Here is a 16478-nt window from a genome sequence, read left to right on the forward strand (position 1 = left end):
CCGACGGTAGGGACGTTGCATGCAACGTCCGTACAGCAAGAAGTAAACATTAAAATGTCGCGCTTATGACGTTTTATGTCGGTTTTATGAAGCAGTACAAGGTAAACTTAAATAGCAAGTCCGAAAAACAGGAAAAAGGCCAAACCGGAAAGTTTACCAACTTAGTCCACAGAAGAACTGTGGCTTTTACTCTGAGGAGATTATTTCCTCTATTAAAATCTAATTGTGTTGATTAGTTTTCTGTTTTAACCTAGTAAAGTAATAGATCAAAGCGCTCATGCAACTTGTTAATAGGTTACATTTCAATAACCTGCGGGGGGATTTATTGGGCGGTATGACCGCTGCAATTGTGGCACTGCCTTTAGCTTTAGCCTTCGGGGTATCCTCCGGTGCTGGTGCAATAACTGGTCTTTACGGTGCCATCTTCGTTGGTTTTTTTGCAGCTCTGTGTGGAGGCACACCTTCGCAAATTACTGGTCCAACTGGTCCCATGACCGTTATCATGGCAACTGTATTTAGCACTTTAATCGCTAAGAATCCAGATTTAGGTCTGGAGATGGCATTTACTGTTGTTATGCTTGGCGGACTATTCCAGATACTCTTTGGAGTCCTGCAACTCGGAAAATATATCGTTCTGATACCCTACGCCGTAATCTCAGGATTTATGTCAGGAGTCGGCGTAATAATTATCTTGATTCAGGTCGGTCCATTTCTCGGTCATCCTGGCTCCGCGAATGTAGTTGAATCAGTTAGCAAAATCCCATACTTCTTCACCAATCTCCATCCGGTTGCAACTGCGCTAGGAATTCTCACACTGATAATTCTTTTCCTGACACCGCGCAGAGTAACTGCATTCATCCCGTCCCCACTCCTAGCATTAGTAATAGGAACTTTAATTTCAGTATTCTTGCTGCGAGATAGTAATTTGATACTCATTGGAGAAATTCCCACTGGTTTGCCAAAACCACACTTGCCAATATTTACCTTAGAGCAAATGAAGACTATGCTCGTAAATGGTTTGATGCTGGGAACTCTAGGGGCTATAGACTCCCTGCTTACCTCCTTGGTTGCTGACAACATTACTCACACTAATCACGACTCCGAGCGCGAATTAATTGGTCAGGGGATCGGAAATATAGTGTCTGGACTCTTTGGTGGATTACCAGGAGCGGGAGCAACCATGCGAACTGTCATCAATGTTCATGTTGGTGGAAGAACACCCCTATCAGGTATTACTCATTCAGTTATTTTACTATTTATTCTCTTGTGGGCTGGAAAACTGACCGAAGTCATACCCCAAGCTATCCTCGCAGGTATCTTACTCAAAGTCGGAATTGACATTATCGACTGGGAATTCCTCAAACGAGCGCATAAGTTATCACTCAAAGCTGCTGGCATTATGTACAGTGTACTATTGCTAACTGTCTTTGTCGATCTGATTACTGCAGTCGCCATTGGTGTATTCATTGCCAATCTCTTGACGGTCAAACGCCTTAGTGACCTTCAAGTTGACGAAGTTAAGGCTATAGTTGAACCCCATGATCAGGCTCCCTTAAGCCATGAAGAAAAACAACTCCTTCAGAAAGCTAGAGGTCGCCTCCTTTTGCTACATCTCGGTGGACCGATGAGTTTTGGGGCTGCCAAGGCTATCTCTGGACAGATGGGGATGGTAGAAAAGTATGATGTTCTGATTCTCGACCTCAGCGATGTTTCTTATATTGGGATTACTATGTCTCTAGCTATTGAGAATATGGTCAAAGAAGCACGTCGAAAATATCGTGAAGTGTTCTTTGTTGGTTCATCTGGTCAGGTCAAAGCCAGACTCAAAAACTTAAATATCTGGAATATTTTAGCTCCCCAAAACCTAGTAGCGACAAGGATTGAAGCTCTGCAAAACGCGCTTACTATCTTGGATGAACACTACAAAGTTTAACACTCAATAATTTAAGGTTTAGTTACTATATCAAGTTCGTTGAATCAGCGGTCAAAAAAAGTTCTTATTTCTATTTCTATACTGCTCAACTCTCCCCTCTATTTCACCTTCTCTGAATAAAAACCTCGCCCTTAAGGGCGAGGTTTTTATTCAGAATCTAGAAAAATCTTACGGTCATTCAGCAACCGTTCTACTGAAATTAGCCAAAGTTACCCAAAATCTATTTTGATATTTGAAGTTTAGTTTTCTGCTTATGTGAAAATCATCGACCGAAGTATGTCATATTACTCTTTCCACAGACTTGAGAACAGTAGGAAATCCACCTACTCATCAGTTATATTTACTCAATAGTGACAGCAACAAAAAAACCTTAGTCTTTAGCAAACACAGGAGCAGATTCGATTTGCCGATCGTCTTCCCCTTCATGGTGTTCAGCAAATGAACCTTCTGGTTCTTTCAAGAAGAAAGCACAGAAAAATGCTACAATCATTGCCATGACTCCGAGAACTTCAAAGAAAATTTTATTACCAACAGCACCTTCGGGCAACAAACTAAATAAAGTGAGATAAACCACTGCACCCACGTTACCATAAGCACCAACATTACCAGCAATCTGACCAGTCACTCGCCGTTTCACGAGGGGAACTATAGCAAAAGTAGAACCTTCAGCAGCTTGGACAAAGAAAGAACAAAGCATTGTCAGCAATACAGCAGCAGGTAGCCACCAACCTTCATCTACATGACCAAATGTTAGATAACCGATCCCCATCCCAGCAGTCAATACTGTCATTGTTAACTTACGACTACCGAGCTTATCAGATATTAAACCACCACCGGGACGAGATGCCAAATTCATAAAAGCATAACTAGCAGCAATCATCCCTGCCATTGCCTTACTCAGACCAAAAGTATTTTCAAAGAAAGCAGGGAGCATAGAAACTACTGCTAACTCAGAGCCAAAATTCACAAAATAAGTTAACTCTAAAATTGCTACCTGGGAGAATTTATAGCGATCGCTAGGGGGATAGCGTTTTTCTCCAGCAATTAGCTCTTTATTAGTTGCCCAACAGTTATAAGCTTGGAAAGCATACAAACCTAATAGCAGTAACCAGACAATATAAAGTTGACCAGGGGATAAGAAACCTACTTTACTCAACCGCCAAGCTAACAAACAGAGAACTCCTGTTAAAGGAAGATTCATCACCAGGAGGAAAATAAAATCACTTTGGGTGGTAACTTCTAAACCTCTAGCACGTTTTGGTTTCTGATAAACCTTGCCTGGGGGTGTATCTTGAACATTAAAGAAATAAAACACACCATAAAGTGCAGCAATGATACCTGTCAGAGCGATCGATAACCGCCAGTTCAATACATCACCGGAACCAAAAGTTAACCAAGCAGCTATAGTTGGCAGTGTAAAAGCAGCACCAGCAGAACCAAAGTTACCCCAACCCCCATAGATACCTTCTGCCAAACCTATTTCTTTAGGTGGGAACCATTCAGCTACCATGCGGATACCAATAACAAAACCAGCACCAACAATACTTAATGCTAAACGAGCAATCACCAACTGGCTAAAGTTTTGAGCAAGAGCAAAACCGATACAGGGAATAGCTGCATACATCAGTAAGAGTGAATAGGTAATTCTTGGTCCGTATTTATCTAGCAACATTCCGATAATAATTCGGGCAGGTACTGTGAGTGCAACGTTACAGATGGCAATAGTTCTGATTTGAGAAGTTTCTAAACCAAAGTCTGCTTTTAATGATGTTGCTAATGGTGCTAAGTTAAACCAAACAACAAAGGAGAGAAAAAAGGCAAACCAGGTTAAATGGAGGATACGGTAACGACCGCGAAAAGACCAGAGTTCTGTTAACATATTTTATTTGATTAGGATTATGCTTATGTTCTGTTTATCAATTTATAAAGGTTAGCGCTAGTAGTCTGTCTAGTTAATTTTTAAGTGTTGATAATATGTTTCGACTTTTGCCAACATATTTGTTCAGCATTCGGTAGGAAAACGTGAAGCGTGGTCTTAGCCATAACATATCGCTCACACGTACGCGGAGCAGAGTGTTCCCACTGGGCAACAATTGAATCAGGATAGGTGCGTGCGTCAGTCTTGATTTATGGCTGTTTTCATTAAAATAGACCAATTATCAGGTCTGTTACTTATCAAGCTTGACGCATACTTATATTTTTTCTTTACTGTACCTTTGTGAAAACCGCTATAATTTTTGGAGGGCGTTATACTCTCACTTTTCATCTTGCGGAGCAGAACATACCGTTCTACTGAACTTAGCCAAACGATGCTTTTAGCTTTGGAGTCTAGTTTCCTGTTTCGTCGAGAAGCACTGACCGCAGTCTGTTACCTTATTCTCAAGAGCAGGCTTAACATCGGTGGGAACTCTACCTACTGATGTACATAGTTTTCCAGATTTTCTCACAGTCTAGATTTTAGCTGTATAACGCACCTTACACTAATCCTATCAGCTTGAAAATCCCTAACATGAACATCTAAGACTTATTCAGCTACCCATTGGTTAACTTGAAGTACACCATTGGGAGTTAGTAGCACTAAAAATTCTGCTGTTGGTTTGTTAGCATCAGTAGTGCTAGAGTTAGTCAATTTTGCTAAAGGAGTTTCTGCAATATACTCGGAAGCTGCTTTATTGATATGTTCATACTTGGCAATCATTCCTGCGGAGTTCATTGTGACTCGATAGGCTAAATTTTCAGAAAAAGTTGGATATTGTTGCCATGCTTTGTCAATCTGGTTGTACAGTATCGAGCTTAATTTCTCAAGAGTATTTGAGTTAGTAATTTTTGGTGCTGCTTGAGTTTCTGGAACTGCCATAGTTACTTCAGTTTCTATCGGTGCAGTTTCTGCAGGTACTGTATTGACTGATGAGACTGACTGGGTAGTATCAACCACTGGAGAAACGGCCGAAGTTGATGCGATAACAGTAGATTTTGATGTGGATGTGTTGGCTACAATAGGAGCAGTATCAGTAGTGGATGTAGCAACAGTAGTTTCTGCTTGTTGTTGAGCATATTCTGTTAGAGAGCGCTGCCAACTATTGGCATAAAAACCAGCAAATAGTGTTAACCCAATTACAGATATAATCTTCAAACCTAGAGATTTTGCGGTTTCGGATGAATTGTTAGAACTATTAACTGTAGTAGACATTGTTGAGATTCTCCTTGTTGTAAAAATGTTGTGTTTTGAGTGTAATAAATTTTAGCTGTGAGACTAAATTTGAGAAGCGCTATATAAAGTCAAGACTAAACTTGATTACAGAAGTTGCTAATTTCCCTCTTTGTTTTTTGCGTGACTAATTAAGCTTCTCCGGTCTTTTTTGCAAGATTTATGATAGATTTTCTAGATACCCTTGCTCTAAAATTTACTTTGGTTGAGCACCAAAATTTTCAATTAACAAATTCCGTAATATTGGTTTAAGGTCTTCACAAGGAATACCTTTTTGGACACAACTGCCAAGTTGAGCATCCTTACCAACTTTACCACCCATGTACAAATCAACACCCTCAACCATTTTCCCATCTTTGCGAGCTTTAGTACCCATGAGACCAATTTCTGCAACCTGGGGTTGTCCGCAGGAGTTGGGGCAACCAGTCCAATGAATGCGTACTGCTTTTGGCATTGATAGTTCGGTTTCTAGTTCTTTGGCTATTGCCAAGGCGCGATTTTTTGTTTCAACCAGAGCAAAGTTACAAAACTGTGCCCCTGTGCATGAAACTAAGGCCCTAGTTAATGGTTGAGGATTAATAGAAAACTTTTCTAGAAGGGGTTCAGCTAGAAATGCTTCCAGTCGAGAGTCAGGAATATTAGGAATGATAACATTTTGTTCAACGGTCAAACGGATTTCTCCATTACCATAAACTTCAGCTAAACGAGCTAGGTCAAACATATCGGCAGCATAGAATCTGCCAACAGGAATATTTAATCCTACGTAGTTTAACCCTGGTTGTTTTTGTTTGTCAACCCCGATGTGGTCGCGCTTTTCCCAGATAATTTCGTCTTTGAGTGCTTCTGTTTCTAGAGTTTGCCCCATTTGTTGCTCAACTTCTATGCGGAACTTTTCGAGTCCCCACTCGTCAATGAGCCACATTAACCTTGATTTTTGCCGATTTCCCCGGAGTCCGTTATCGCGGTAAACTTCTAAAATGGCCCGGCAAAGGGCAACGACTCGATCTGGTTCTACCCAAACATTTAGAGGTATAGCGGCTTCGCACCGTTTAGCAGAGAAAAAGCCACCCACTAGAACGTTGAAACCAAATTGCTCATTTTTGTAGGCAGGAATAAAGGCAATGTCATTGATTTCCGCGTGAACTGAATTATCACGACATCCAGCGATCGCTATATTGAATTTTCGTGGTAGATTAGTAAATTCAGGGTTGCCTTTGCTATTACCAGTAATCATGTCTTGGACTTGCTGTACTAACTCACGGGTGTCGTAGAGTTCGTCAGCATCAATGCCAGCAACTGGGGAACCTGTAATATTTCGGACGTTATCCATGCCAGATTGAACACTGGTTAAACCAACTCGTTCAAATTTATTGAAGATGTCTGGAATGTCTTCAATTCTAATTCCTCGCAGTTGTAGATTTTGTCTGGTAGTAATGTCAGCATTACCGTCTTCGCCGTAGCGTTGGACTATTTCTGCTAAAACTCCCATTTGTTGACTAGTAATAATTCCATTAGGCATACGCATCCTTAACATAAATTTGCCTGGAGTCACAGGTCGAAAGAATACACCCAACCATTTGAGTCTGTGGTTACGGTCTGTTTCGTCTATTGCTTCCCAACCTATTCTGGCAAAATGTTCTATTTCTGTTTTTACTGCTAGACCATCTTTTTCTGCTTTAAATTTTTCAAACTTATTTAGTTTTGTTTGGCGTTCTATAGTGCCTGTCATCTATATTTTATTTCCTTAATTTACAGACTTTTATTTCCAGATCAAAACCTAATTTTAGGTCTAGTTTTGAGTTAATTGCTTGGTTTTTTTGAGATGTTTACTAGGATAAAAAACTTTTTTAAGAAATTATATGTTTTCTGAGCATATCTGTTTAACTAATTTTATTTTAATTCGTTGTTGACTAATTTAGAGGAAGGCAAATAAATAATTCGTAGCTTATATTACTAAATGTTTATTTTTATGAATTTTATGTATTTTAAAAATGCGTTTATTGCATAATGTTGGGAATATATATAACCAGACTTTAGCAAAAAGTAATTTAAAAATAGTATCAAAAGATTACACAGCAAGAGTTTAAGCTCAAATCATCCTATTTATGCCTAAGTTTGAGCCATTTTTAGTCTTTTGAGGTATTTTCCTTACCCCGATTGACTTTAAAGCCATTTTTGTTATGAAAAATCTCAAAGTCCCGCTATTTTACCAGGGGAATATGGGTCGGATATCGTCGGTTTAATTTTTGACAATGGTTGTAAGCATTCAGCTATCAGCTTTTTAATAAATGATATCAAATCCGGTAGCATTGGTATAATTAGATAGTTAATCTAGGAGTCAGGAGTCAGGAGAAAAGAGAATTTAGAAAGATTTGCTCTTTACTGAAGATGAAAATTTTTTGATACTGAATTAAGCGGATTTGATATAGAACCTATTTGGGATCTTTTTTTGTTTTGGCGTTCAGGCGATCGCCAATCTCTTAAGCATAAGTCTAACAAAACAAAGATTAATCTTGGTGGTGGCATTCTCAAGAGTTCTTTCAAAGTTTTTGACTAAACTCTTACATCTTTCCATCCAAGAATTAGTTCTTTCAATGACCCATCGAGCTTTGACGGGTACAAAACCCCTTTGTCCCTGCTTCTTCTTCTCAACTTTTGAGGGCTTAGGTGAGAGCTTAAACCGAATCTTGGTCATAATCGCTGGATAAATTTTTTTCAACTCAATCGTTAATTTTTCCGGGTGATATCCGTTATCAAGAAGAATAGTGATTTTAGGAATATTGACAGGTTTAGATTTGAAGTAATCAATATTGTCAGACAACATTTCAATTAATCCCACATCATCAGAGACTGATGCTTTAGTACAATGAGCAAAAAAAGGAAAACCGAGGCTATCTACTGCTAGATGCCGCTTGATTCCATTAGTACTCTTGTAAAAGCAGAATCCTTTCGACTCTGTACTCGCATTACAAGTATTTTTGACAGATAAGTGAGTCAATGATGATTAAAGTTGTCCATTTAGCTTTTTTTTTAACCTTTTGACGCAGTTGTCCATGTAAAACATCTCTAATCTTCTCAATTACCCCTTAATCTCGCCATTGTTTGTAGTGCCAAAATACCGTCGAATAAGCAGGTAAATCCTTGGGTAAATCACACCAGTTACAGCCATTCTTAAGTTGGTAGAGAACACCATCCAATATTTCTCTTTTAGTCCATTTGGGGGGTTTAGTTCTTTTCTTTTTGGGTAACAGGGGTTCAATTAGAACCCACTCCTCATCTGTCAAGCTACTAGAGTATGGCATTTTCTATCCATTATAGTCTTTCAGAAAGATCCCAAATGGCTTCTATAAAGCAAGTATTCGTTTAACCTCTAGTAAATTTTTAACCAGAGATTCGTCTAGTCTAAGCTTTGATTAAATTCAGGTCGCGAGCAAGTAAAAGATGATACTCAAGCTCACTGGTTGAAACCATAGCAATTGTCATAGTTCTGCATCTCCATTTCTACCACATCCTTCTGCAATATTTGCAGGAATTGAAGCACAAGAACGATGAGCTTGAGTTGTCAACCCATACAATTCTGTGGCGGGAAATGTAGATTTAGCTCGCACTTACTGTTAAGGTTAACTGATAAGCTCTTACCCATTCTTTTAATTCTTTGAAATCTCTCAATTGCTTTTTCCTCCTTTAAAGGTAATGAAACTGATAGCTGATAGCTGACTGCTGAATGCTTACCAATGGTTCTAGCTTGTTCTACTGGAGCGATCGCATCCCTACTAAACTACGGCAAAATGTGGCTGACGAAAGTAAGGTGGTGGAAAAAGCACAAGCAGGCGAGTTTACAGCGGTTTTCATAATTAGTAGACCACAGTAGAGAAGTTCCATCGAACTTCCCTACAAGGTTTTGGTTGTGACGTGAGGTCATGTATCAGCAAAAGCGCTGTATTGTTTATCTGCTTTAATTTTGGTCCATGGCGTTGGGACGGTCGCTTTGTTCGAGCCATATTAGGTCTATAATATAACCTTATTAGATATAGCACTACAAAAAAGTGTTGGGAAATTAATAAAATTGAAATCCTTTACAACCAATACTTTTGACTTAAGCTGAATGCTGAATGCTTAAAGCTATATCTTTGAAAACTTGCTATCTACCTAAATAACTCCACCCCATCCCTCCCATCAATATCTTGCACATAAACCTTCACCTGCTCCTCCTTAGCAGTAGGTAATTTTTTACCTGTAAAATCTGGATGAATAGGCAACTCCCGATGACCCCTATCCACCAAAACAACTAATCTAATTACTTCTGGGCGACCATACTCCACAACTGCATTCAAAGCAGCTCGTACTGTTCGACCTTTATAAATCACATCATCAACTAACACCACAATCTTACCAGTAATATCCACAGGAATTTCTGTTTTAGCTGGTGTTCGCATTCCCACTTGATACAAGTCATCGCGATAAAAAGTAATATCCAATGCTCCCACAGGTACCTTAACTTGTTCTAGTAATTCAATTTGATTTGCCAAAATTTTTGCTAGTGGAACTCCTCTGGTATGAATACCTAATAATACCAGTTGAGATAAATCTCCTGACTTTTCAATTACTTGGGAAGCTAGACGAGTAACAGTACGTCGTAACTCCTTTGCTGATAAAATTTCTACTGTATTGCTCATTTATTTACCCACCACAAATAACAGATAAAAAACAATCCCAACCATATTAAAAAGCAGTACCGAGTTAACCGTAATGCTCGATCGATCGTTTCTGGTGTAATTGGATGAGTGGCGTCTCCCAATAGTGGTTTATTTTTAACCACCCCCTTGTAAGAATTTGCACCACCCATTTGCACCCCTAATGTTGCAGCATAAGCACACTCACTCCAACCAGCATTAGGACTTGGGTCTTTCACTGCATCCCTTTGACATATTCTCCAAACGTATAGAGGTTTGCCAGAGAGAAATGCTATAGTCAGCACATTTAACCTACAAGGTAGCCAGGTTAAAACGTCTTCTAGTTTCGCACTAAACCATCCTAGATCGGTATAGGGTGCTTCTTTATAGCCTACCATTGAGTCTAATGTACTGGCAGCTTTGTAAGCAAAGGCCAAAGGTACACTGCCTACATTAGGTATTATTGCTCCTACTAAAGCATAAAATAATGGTGCTATTACTCCATCTGTAGCATTTTCTGTGACTGTTTCTAAAACTGCACGAAATATTTCTGAAATTGATAAGTTTTCTGTATCTCTACCTACATATAAACTTAATTTTTGACGTGCTTGAATTAAATTACCATTTACGACAGGTTGAAGTACGTCTTTAGCTGCGGCATTTAAACTTTTACCAGCAAAACAGCTAGCTAATAGAATGCTCTCTAATATTACTGTGAATAAAGGAAATTGGACAAAATTTATTCGTAAAGCTTGAAAAATTAACCAACTGATAATTCCACTACCGAAAACAAGAGCTACTGCCAATAAAATACCTAGCAATCTCAGTATAAGTGCAGGGAGGTTCTCTCTACGATGTTTACTGAGTTGAAAAATCAGTTGAGTGTAATGAGTAATTATCCAACCCATGACCTTGACAGGATGTGGCCAACTCCAAGGATCGCCAATCAAATAATCTAAGCAAGCAGCTATAAAAACAACAATGAAGCTATAGTTATAAGTCACAGAAATTAAATAATTATAAATTTGTTTTAGTGAATAATCATTGTCAATCATCTAAATGCCGATCAACTTTCACAACTTTATAGTCAAGCTATCAAAAACTAAACAACAAAACTTGTTTCTTCTCCTACTACAGCTTGCCAACTACGGACATCGTAGTATAAGTCTTCTAGGGAAATATTGTAAAGAGCTTCAGAAAGTTTTTTATGTAGTCGATGCCAGATAGAATAAGTAACCCAGTCTTCTGCCTGGTTAGTATCAGGAGCATATCGAGGCAAAGGTTCGATTCTTTCACCAACAGATTCTAGTATTTCTCCTAGAGATATTTGAGCTGGTAATTTAGCTAGTTGATATCCACCTTGAGCGCCACGAAATGATACAACTAAACCTGCACGACGCATATCTATTAATAACTTTTCAAGATAGGCTAGAGGTATGTCTTGACGTAGTGCTATTTCTTTGACAGATACTGGAGTATTACTTTGTTGTAAGCTTAAATCTAAAAGTGCCTTAACACTGTAATGTCCACGAGTAGTTAACTTCATTGTATTGTTATTAATTAAAAGAGGCTAAAGTAATTTATAGCTGCAACTATATCAAATGGCCATTCAACTAAACTCCTTAATAGTTAATAGTTGATAGTTCAATGCTGATATTACATACTATATAGATGATTGCTGAGTGTAATAAATTTCTATTCTTAGATTATTGTCTGAAAAATTTAATCAAATATGTGAATTTTTCACATAATTAGTGTAATATAGTTTTACAAGCAAATATCAAGCTATTGTTTCTTGGAAGTTAAACAAGCTAAGACAAAAGTTGATAACTGTAGTAAAGTGTTATAGGACTAAAAACATGGGTAAAAAGAAAAATCCTGAACCCTTACAAGGGAAAGAATTACTTGAAAAAGTCAAAGAGTTAGATAAAAAAAGTAAAGAAGAGAAAGCTAGAGAATGTGGCTACTACACTGTTACTAAAAGTGGTGTTGAACGAGTCAACATGATGAAGTTTTTGAATGCCTTGATTGATGCTGAGGGTATTGAGTTAGATGGAAAACAAAATGGTAATGGACGTGGCGGACGTTCTGCTAGTTATAAGATTAGTGTACAATCCAATGGTAATTTATTAATTGGTGCTGCTTATACTAAACAAATGGATTTACAGCCTGGAGATGAGTTTGAAATTTCCTTGGGACGTAAACATATTCATTTGCGTCAAGTAGAGGCAGAGGCAGAAGAAGAAGAGGAAGAAGAAGAAGAAGCAGTATCAGCAGGAACATTTTAAGTTAAGGCTACATAATTCACATATTTACCGAAAAGCAAGATTGAAATCCCTGTCTCTTTCAGAGCAGGGATAAAAACAAGCAAGCAATTTTTGCTTGAGCTGCTGAATGCTTTCCTTTATTAATAATTAACGAAAGCAAGGCAGAATTAGCTTTTGCACAATGAATATTTGCTAGTAGAAGTGAAATTTATGACGGTTATTAGCTTCCTCGCCGGAGTTACCCCACATCTTTGTAGCGCAGTTATTCCGCAAAAGGCAAGAAGCAAACGCCAGTATCAGTGTGGAATTAATTCTGGTCGAGGATGTGTTTCAATTACAATGAAGATAGAGAAGAAGCTGAAAATACTCTCCCTAATACCAAATTCAAAAAAGGTAGTTACATCCTAATCTATTATTTATTCCTATATTGATATTGAAAAATTAGATGGTTTGCATAAATTAGAATTGTCGCTAAATAAATGGAAAAAATCGCTCAAATTAAAACACAGCAGTAATTCCAGACGTTTTAAATTTGGAATAGCTAAAATTCTTACTTGAGTTGGGTTTGCCAGTTTTTTTTAGTTATAAAGCGACAAGTCTATTGTTTGTCAAAATTCAGCCTTTTTGTTCTCTTTATTAATATATTTCATTTGTAAGAGGTAAGCGAATGCTGAGGTAGTCAAGCTGTCAAAGGAATGAGCTTGAATAGATTAGGATTAGTCTCATTCCCGTTATACTTAATTTAGTAAGTTTTTTAATTTGTAAATTAGACATCTCCAAAAATAAAAAGTAAAGTCAATTATTATCCATAAATTATCAATTCCTCCTCCCTATTCCCTGTTCCCTGTTCCCTGTTCCCTGTTCCCTCTTTTCTGGAGATGTCTATTGCTCGGCTATTAACTATAGTCATCAAAAACTAAAACTAGGAAACTGTGACAGAACCCAGTAATCTTTCCATAATTGTTTGAGTACGTTTTCCCCCTGCTGTTATCAAGCGATGGGAAAGCACATAAGGAACAAGAAACTTCACATCATCAGGAATAGCATAATCTCTTCCCGTGAGAAAGCCTAAAGCTTGAGTTGCTCGGTGCAAAGCAACCGTTCCACGAGGACTAACACCTAGTGTAATTTCTTCATCTTCCCTTGTTGCTCTAACTAAGCTGAGAATATATTTTTGCAAAAACTCATTTACTTTTACCAAACTGCACAAACGACGTAACTCTTGTACTTCCTCCAAAGTAATGCAAGCTTTTAGTGTACTGACCCCTGAACCTTCAGAGATTCTTTGTAGCATCTGAAGTTCTTCCGACTCTGTAGGATAGCCTAATGTCAGAGATAAAGTAAAACGATCCATTTGTGCTTCTGGCAGTGGAAATGTACCTTGATACTCAATTGGGTTCTGAGTTGCAATGACAAAAAATGGGTCAGGAACAGAACGTGAAACCCCATCTACAGTAACTTGTTTTTCTTCCATTACTTCCAATAGAGCAGATTGAGTACGGGGTGTTGCACGATTAATTTCATCTGTCAATAGTACGTTGGCAAACACCGGACCGGGTAGAAATTCAAATTCCCCACTACGAGGGTTCCAAATATTAGTACCAGTAATATCGGTAGGTAGTAAGTCAGGAGTACATTGAATTCGCTGAAACTTTCCAGCGATCGAATAAGCTAGAGATTTCGCTAGTAAGGTTTTACCTACACCGGGAACATCTTCTAAAAGAACATGACCTCCTGAAAGTAATGCTACTAATACTAATGTGATGGCATGTTCTTTACCAACAATAGTCTGACTGAGATTTTGTTTCAGTTTTTCAATACTTTCTTTCATAAAATTATTATTTGCTGTATGTTTTGATGGAAACAAATAAACCCGTATTCTCTCCTCCGCTATATTTTTATTTCAACCCTGTCCTACCCGGCGAGGTCTTTAAGTACAGCTTCATAAAGAAATAGTATTAGGTGGTAGATGGTAGGTTTTAGGTAGTCAGTAAATCTTCATATTCCAACATTATAAATTAGCTTCCCAACCATGATAGCTCGTTATTTGTAAAATTATTTTTTCATGCATGGTATTATTTATTATTCTCAAACTAAATCAAGTCTTAAGTAGCAGATTATTTATCAAAATACTTTCCACAAAATAGTTTTTATTGAGCTACTACCTAATATTCTTAACCGAACACTTCTAGGATGATAAATTATAGGGATATATTTGTATTAACACTACTATTTTCATTAATAAATAACAAATGCAATTTGATTATAGGTCAAATAGCCATGACCATAAATGAAGTTTTAACAGATTACATAATTAGCTAAGTTATCAAGATTTTTAGATTGCCAAGATCAATTATCTATACTCAGTCCAAAATCGATGTCATCTCTTGATAATATATCTTTCAGCTAATAACATTATTGTCGGTTAGACTTCAACTCGGTTAATCTTTTCCGTTTTTATTTTTGACCAACTCACTCCGTAAATTCGAGAGCAAAAGGAGGTAATAATAGCTATTAAGTCTTCTATCAATTCATCTTGTTTTTTCTCACTTTGATTAACAAATTCAACTTTTTTGTCTAGTTCTTTTAACAAAATTTCTAGATAATTAGTGCCGAATTTTGCTAGAGGATCTTTGTGTTCAATAATCAATACATTATAGTCTGGGTCAACTATAGCGTTTCTCAGTAAGCAAATTTTGTGAACTCAGCACTACCACCATTGCGCTTTTTCTTAAAAGTTAGGATATTTAGCGCGTCCACTAAAAAAGTTAGTGAAAGCAGTCTGTAAATGTCTCAAACCTTGTTGTAATGGTACACTGCTAACTTCTGCTAGAAAATCTAAATCTTCCTGCTTTTTCCAGTTGGTAAGCATAGCTGAAGTTTGAGCATATCCCACCCGTTCCTGTCTCTCATACCAAACTTGAGTTCTAGCAGCTAAAGCTTTTTTGTATATGAGCCGCACACAACCCAACGTCCTGAGCAACAGATTTTCCTGCTCTGGAGTAGGGTAAAATCTAAATTTGTATGCTTTATCAACCATCTACTATTTACTGTCAACATTTACATTTTCACAAATTATATGTGAAAGCACAATATTGATTGGCATTCATCCCGACGCTTCCTTACAGGAAAGCGCGGGTATAAATGCCAACATTTTGATAAATCAAGCTATCAAGTCAGACTTTGAATTATCTTCATCAGTTCTGATAATCGTGCCGGATGGCAATTTATAACCTGTCAAATCTCCTTGTTTCAAGCACCTCCAGGTTTTTTGATAACTTATTTCTATTTTTTTAGCATAGTCTTAAAGTTTCATGTCTATAAATTTAACATGAATGACTATATTTGACTATTTTATTAAAGATATCAGCGCGATCGCTGTGCAAATCATAAAAAGCATAAATCAAATTGTGATTAACTTCAAAATATAAAAGGAATAGGATTAATTCCCATCCCTTGAATTGAATTTGATTTGATTAATAGATTTTAGTAGTCACGAGAGGAGCGGTCTCTTCTACCGCCACCACCGCCGCCACCGCGTCGGTCTTCTCGTGGCCTGGCCTTATTAACCTTGAGATTACGTCCCATCCATTCAGCACCATCAAGTGCTTGAATGGCAGCTTCTTCTTCTTCTTCAGTCTCCATTTCTACAAAAGCAAAGCCCCGAGGGCGACCGGTTTCACGGTCACTAGGAACTTGAACTCGCTTCACAGTACCATATTCAGCAAAGACATCCTTTATATCTTCATCTGTTGCATCGTAGGAAAGGTTCCCAACGTAAACTGACATAATTGACCTCCAAAATAGGAATGTAATGTAGAGAGATTTCGGAAGGCCAGCAATGCCAGATGAAACATCATCAAAAAGCTCATCACTCAAAGCAAAAACTGCAACCTATACCTATTCTCAAACTAGATTCTATCATAGAGAGTTTTGGTTAATAATTATACAAATTATAACTTTCCTCCGACTGAAAATAGGCAGTAAAGTGTTTTAGATTTTAGCTTTATAAAAGTTCCATTAAACCTCTGGACTAAATTCTCAGTCAAATCTTGCAACTCAAATTTAGGACTGCTATATTTTTTCAGTTTTTCATAATTATCATAATCATGCTCTAGAAATAATTGATTCCAAATGAATAATAAATTAAATTCAGGCAAAATCAACTCATTACTAAATTATTTTCCCTTGACACAATACCATTTTTTTTACCTTACAAAAAACAAGGTTGACAGTAATATGTTCAAATGAGGATGAAAACTAACTCTAGATTTTAATTTATCAAACCAATTTGATAAATTTTTGCTACAAATTATTAGAAGTTAGGAACCAGATAGGGTCGCCGTCGGATTGGCGATGTACAGGATTCAGGAGTTATTATATCATGTCCGCTTGAA

15 protein-coding genes and 1 pseudogene are annotated in these 16478 nt (G+C 37.5%); 3 read left to right on the forward strand and 13 right to left on the reverse strand.

From position 1 onward, the window contains the following. Positions 1-277 precede the first annotated feature (277 nt). Positions 278-1933: a SulP family inorganic anion transporter gene (locus ACP6PM_RS12140; protein WP_426584900.1), complete on the forward strand. Its 1656-nt coding sequence runs from the start codon at positions 278-280 to the stop codon at positions 1931-1933. Between the two features lie 370 nt (positions 1934-2303). On the opposite strand, the gene ACP6PM_RS12145 is transcribed toward ACP6PM_RS12140, so the two are convergent. The 6 genes from ACP6PM_RS12145 to ACP6PM_RS12170 form a co-directional block, all read right to left on the reverse strand. Then, positions 2304-3812, reverse strand: a complete 1509-nt coding sequence (locus ACP6PM_RS12145; RefSeq protein ID WP_426584902.1) for an MFS transporter — start codon at positions 3810-3812, stop codon at positions 2304-2306. Between the two features lie 645 nt (positions 3813-4457). Further along, a complete protein-coding gene (locus ACP6PM_RS12150) occupies positions 4458-5123 on the reverse strand; it encodes a hypothetical protein (RefSeq protein WP_426584904.1) in 666 nt (221 codons plus the stop codon). 214 nt (positions 5124-5337) lie between these two features. After that, positions 5338-6870 carry a ferredoxin--nitrite reductase gene (locus tag ACP6PM_RS12155; protein ID WP_426584906.1) on the reverse strand — a complete coding sequence of 511 codons (1533 nt, stop codon included), beginning with the start codon at positions 6868-6870 and terminating at the stop codon, positions 5338-5340. A gap of 732 nt (positions 6871-7602) precedes the next feature. After that, positions 7603-8139: a transposase gene (locus ACP6PM_RS12160; protein WP_426584908.1), complete on the reverse strand. Its 537-nt coding sequence runs from the start codon at positions 8137-8139 to the stop codon at positions 7603-7605. An 88-nt stretch (positions 8140-8227) separates the two neighbouring features. Then, positions 8228-8443, reverse strand: coding sequence for a transposase (locus tag ACP6PM_RS12165; RefSeq protein ID WP_426584910.1), 216 nt, complete (start codon positions 8441-8443; stop codon positions 8228-8230). 177 nt (positions 8444-8620) lie between these two features. Then, positions 8621-8749: a four helix bundle protein gene (locus ACP6PM_RS12170; RefSeq protein WP_426584912.1), complete on the reverse strand. Its 129-nt coding sequence runs from the start codon at positions 8747-8749 to the stop codon at positions 8621-8623. 116 nt (positions 8750-8865) lie between these two features. Here ACP6PM_RS12170 and ACP6PM_RS12175 point away from each other — a divergent pair, with 116 nt between their 5' ends. Beyond that, the gene (locus ACP6PM_RS12175) at positions 8866-9012 is read left to right on the forward strand and encodes a hypothetical protein (RefSeq protein ID WP_426584914.1); all 147 of its coding nucleotides are present in this window, start codon (positions 8866-8868) and stop codon (positions 9010-9012) included. 274 nt (positions 9013-9286) lie between these two features. Here the strand turns inward: ACP6PM_RS12175 and pyrR are convergent, their stop codons facing one another. Genes pyrR through ACP6PM_RS12190 form a run of 3 tightly spaced genes read right to left on the reverse strand, consistent with a single transcriptional unit; the run spans position 9287 to position 11360 of the window. Further along, positions 9287-9817: a bifunctional pyr operon transcriptional regulator/uracil phosphoribosyltransferase PyrR gene (pyrR, locus tag ACP6PM_RS12180; RefSeq protein ID WP_426584916.1), complete on the reverse strand. Its 531-nt coding sequence runs from the start codon at positions 9815-9817 to the stop codon at positions 9287-9289. Beyond that, on the reverse strand, positions 9814-10869 hold the full coding sequence (gene cbiB, locus ACP6PM_RS12185; RefSeq protein ID WP_426584918.1) for an adenosylcobinamide-phosphate synthase CbiB: 1056 nt from the start codon (positions 10867-10869) through the stop codon (positions 9814-9816). The genes pyrR and cbiB overlap by 4 nt, the downstream gene beginning before the upstream one ends. 47 nt (positions 10870-10916) lie before the next feature. Continuing rightward, on the reverse strand, positions 10917-11360 hold the full coding sequence (locus ACP6PM_RS12190) for an Rrf2 family transcriptional regulator (RefSeq protein WP_426584920.1): 444 nt from the start codon (positions 11358-11360) through the stop codon (positions 10917-10919). Positions 11361-11673: 313 nt separating this feature from the next. On the opposite strand from ACP6PM_RS12190, the gene ACP6PM_RS12195 reads away from it, so the two are divergent. Beyond that, positions 11674-12102, forward strand: a complete 429-nt coding sequence (locus ACP6PM_RS12195; RefSeq protein ID WP_426584922.1) for an AbrB family transcriptional regulator — start codon at positions 11674-11676, stop codon at positions 12100-12102. A gap of 901 nt (positions 12103-13003) precedes the next feature. Here the strand turns inward: ACP6PM_RS12195 and ACP6PM_RS12200 are convergent. From ACP6PM_RS12200 to ACP6PM_RS12215, 4 genes and pseudogenes are all read right to left on the reverse strand, one after another. Then, positions 13004-13912 carry an AAA family ATPase gene (locus ACP6PM_RS12200; protein WP_426584924.1) on the reverse strand — a complete coding sequence of 303 codons (909 nt, stop codon included), beginning with the start codon at positions 13910-13912 and terminating at the stop codon, positions 13004-13006. Positions 13913-14506: 594 nt separating this feature from the next. Beyond that, positions 14507-14731, reverse strand: a complete 225-nt coding sequence (locus tag ACP6PM_RS12205; RefSeq protein ID WP_426584926.1) for a hypothetical protein — start codon at positions 14729-14731, stop codon at positions 14507-14509. A 35-nt stretch (positions 14732-14766) separates the two neighbouring features. Continuing rightward, a pseudogene (locus ACP6PM_RS12210) lies at positions 14767-15121 on the reverse strand (RNA-guided endonuclease InsQ/TnpB family protein); the annotation flags it as partial. Between the two features lie 446 nt (positions 15122-15567). Then, positions 15568-15870: an RNA recognition motif domain-containing protein gene (locus ACP6PM_RS12215; protein WP_426584928.1), complete on the reverse strand. Its 303-nt coding sequence runs from the start codon at positions 15868-15870 to the stop codon at positions 15568-15570. Between the last annotated feature and the right edge of the window lie 608 nt (positions 15871-16478).

This window comes from Dapis brunnea BLCC-M229 (assembly GCF_050015995.1).
Lineage (GTDB): Bacteria > Cyanobacteriota > Cyanobacteriia > Cyanobacteriales > Microcoleaceae > Trichodesmium.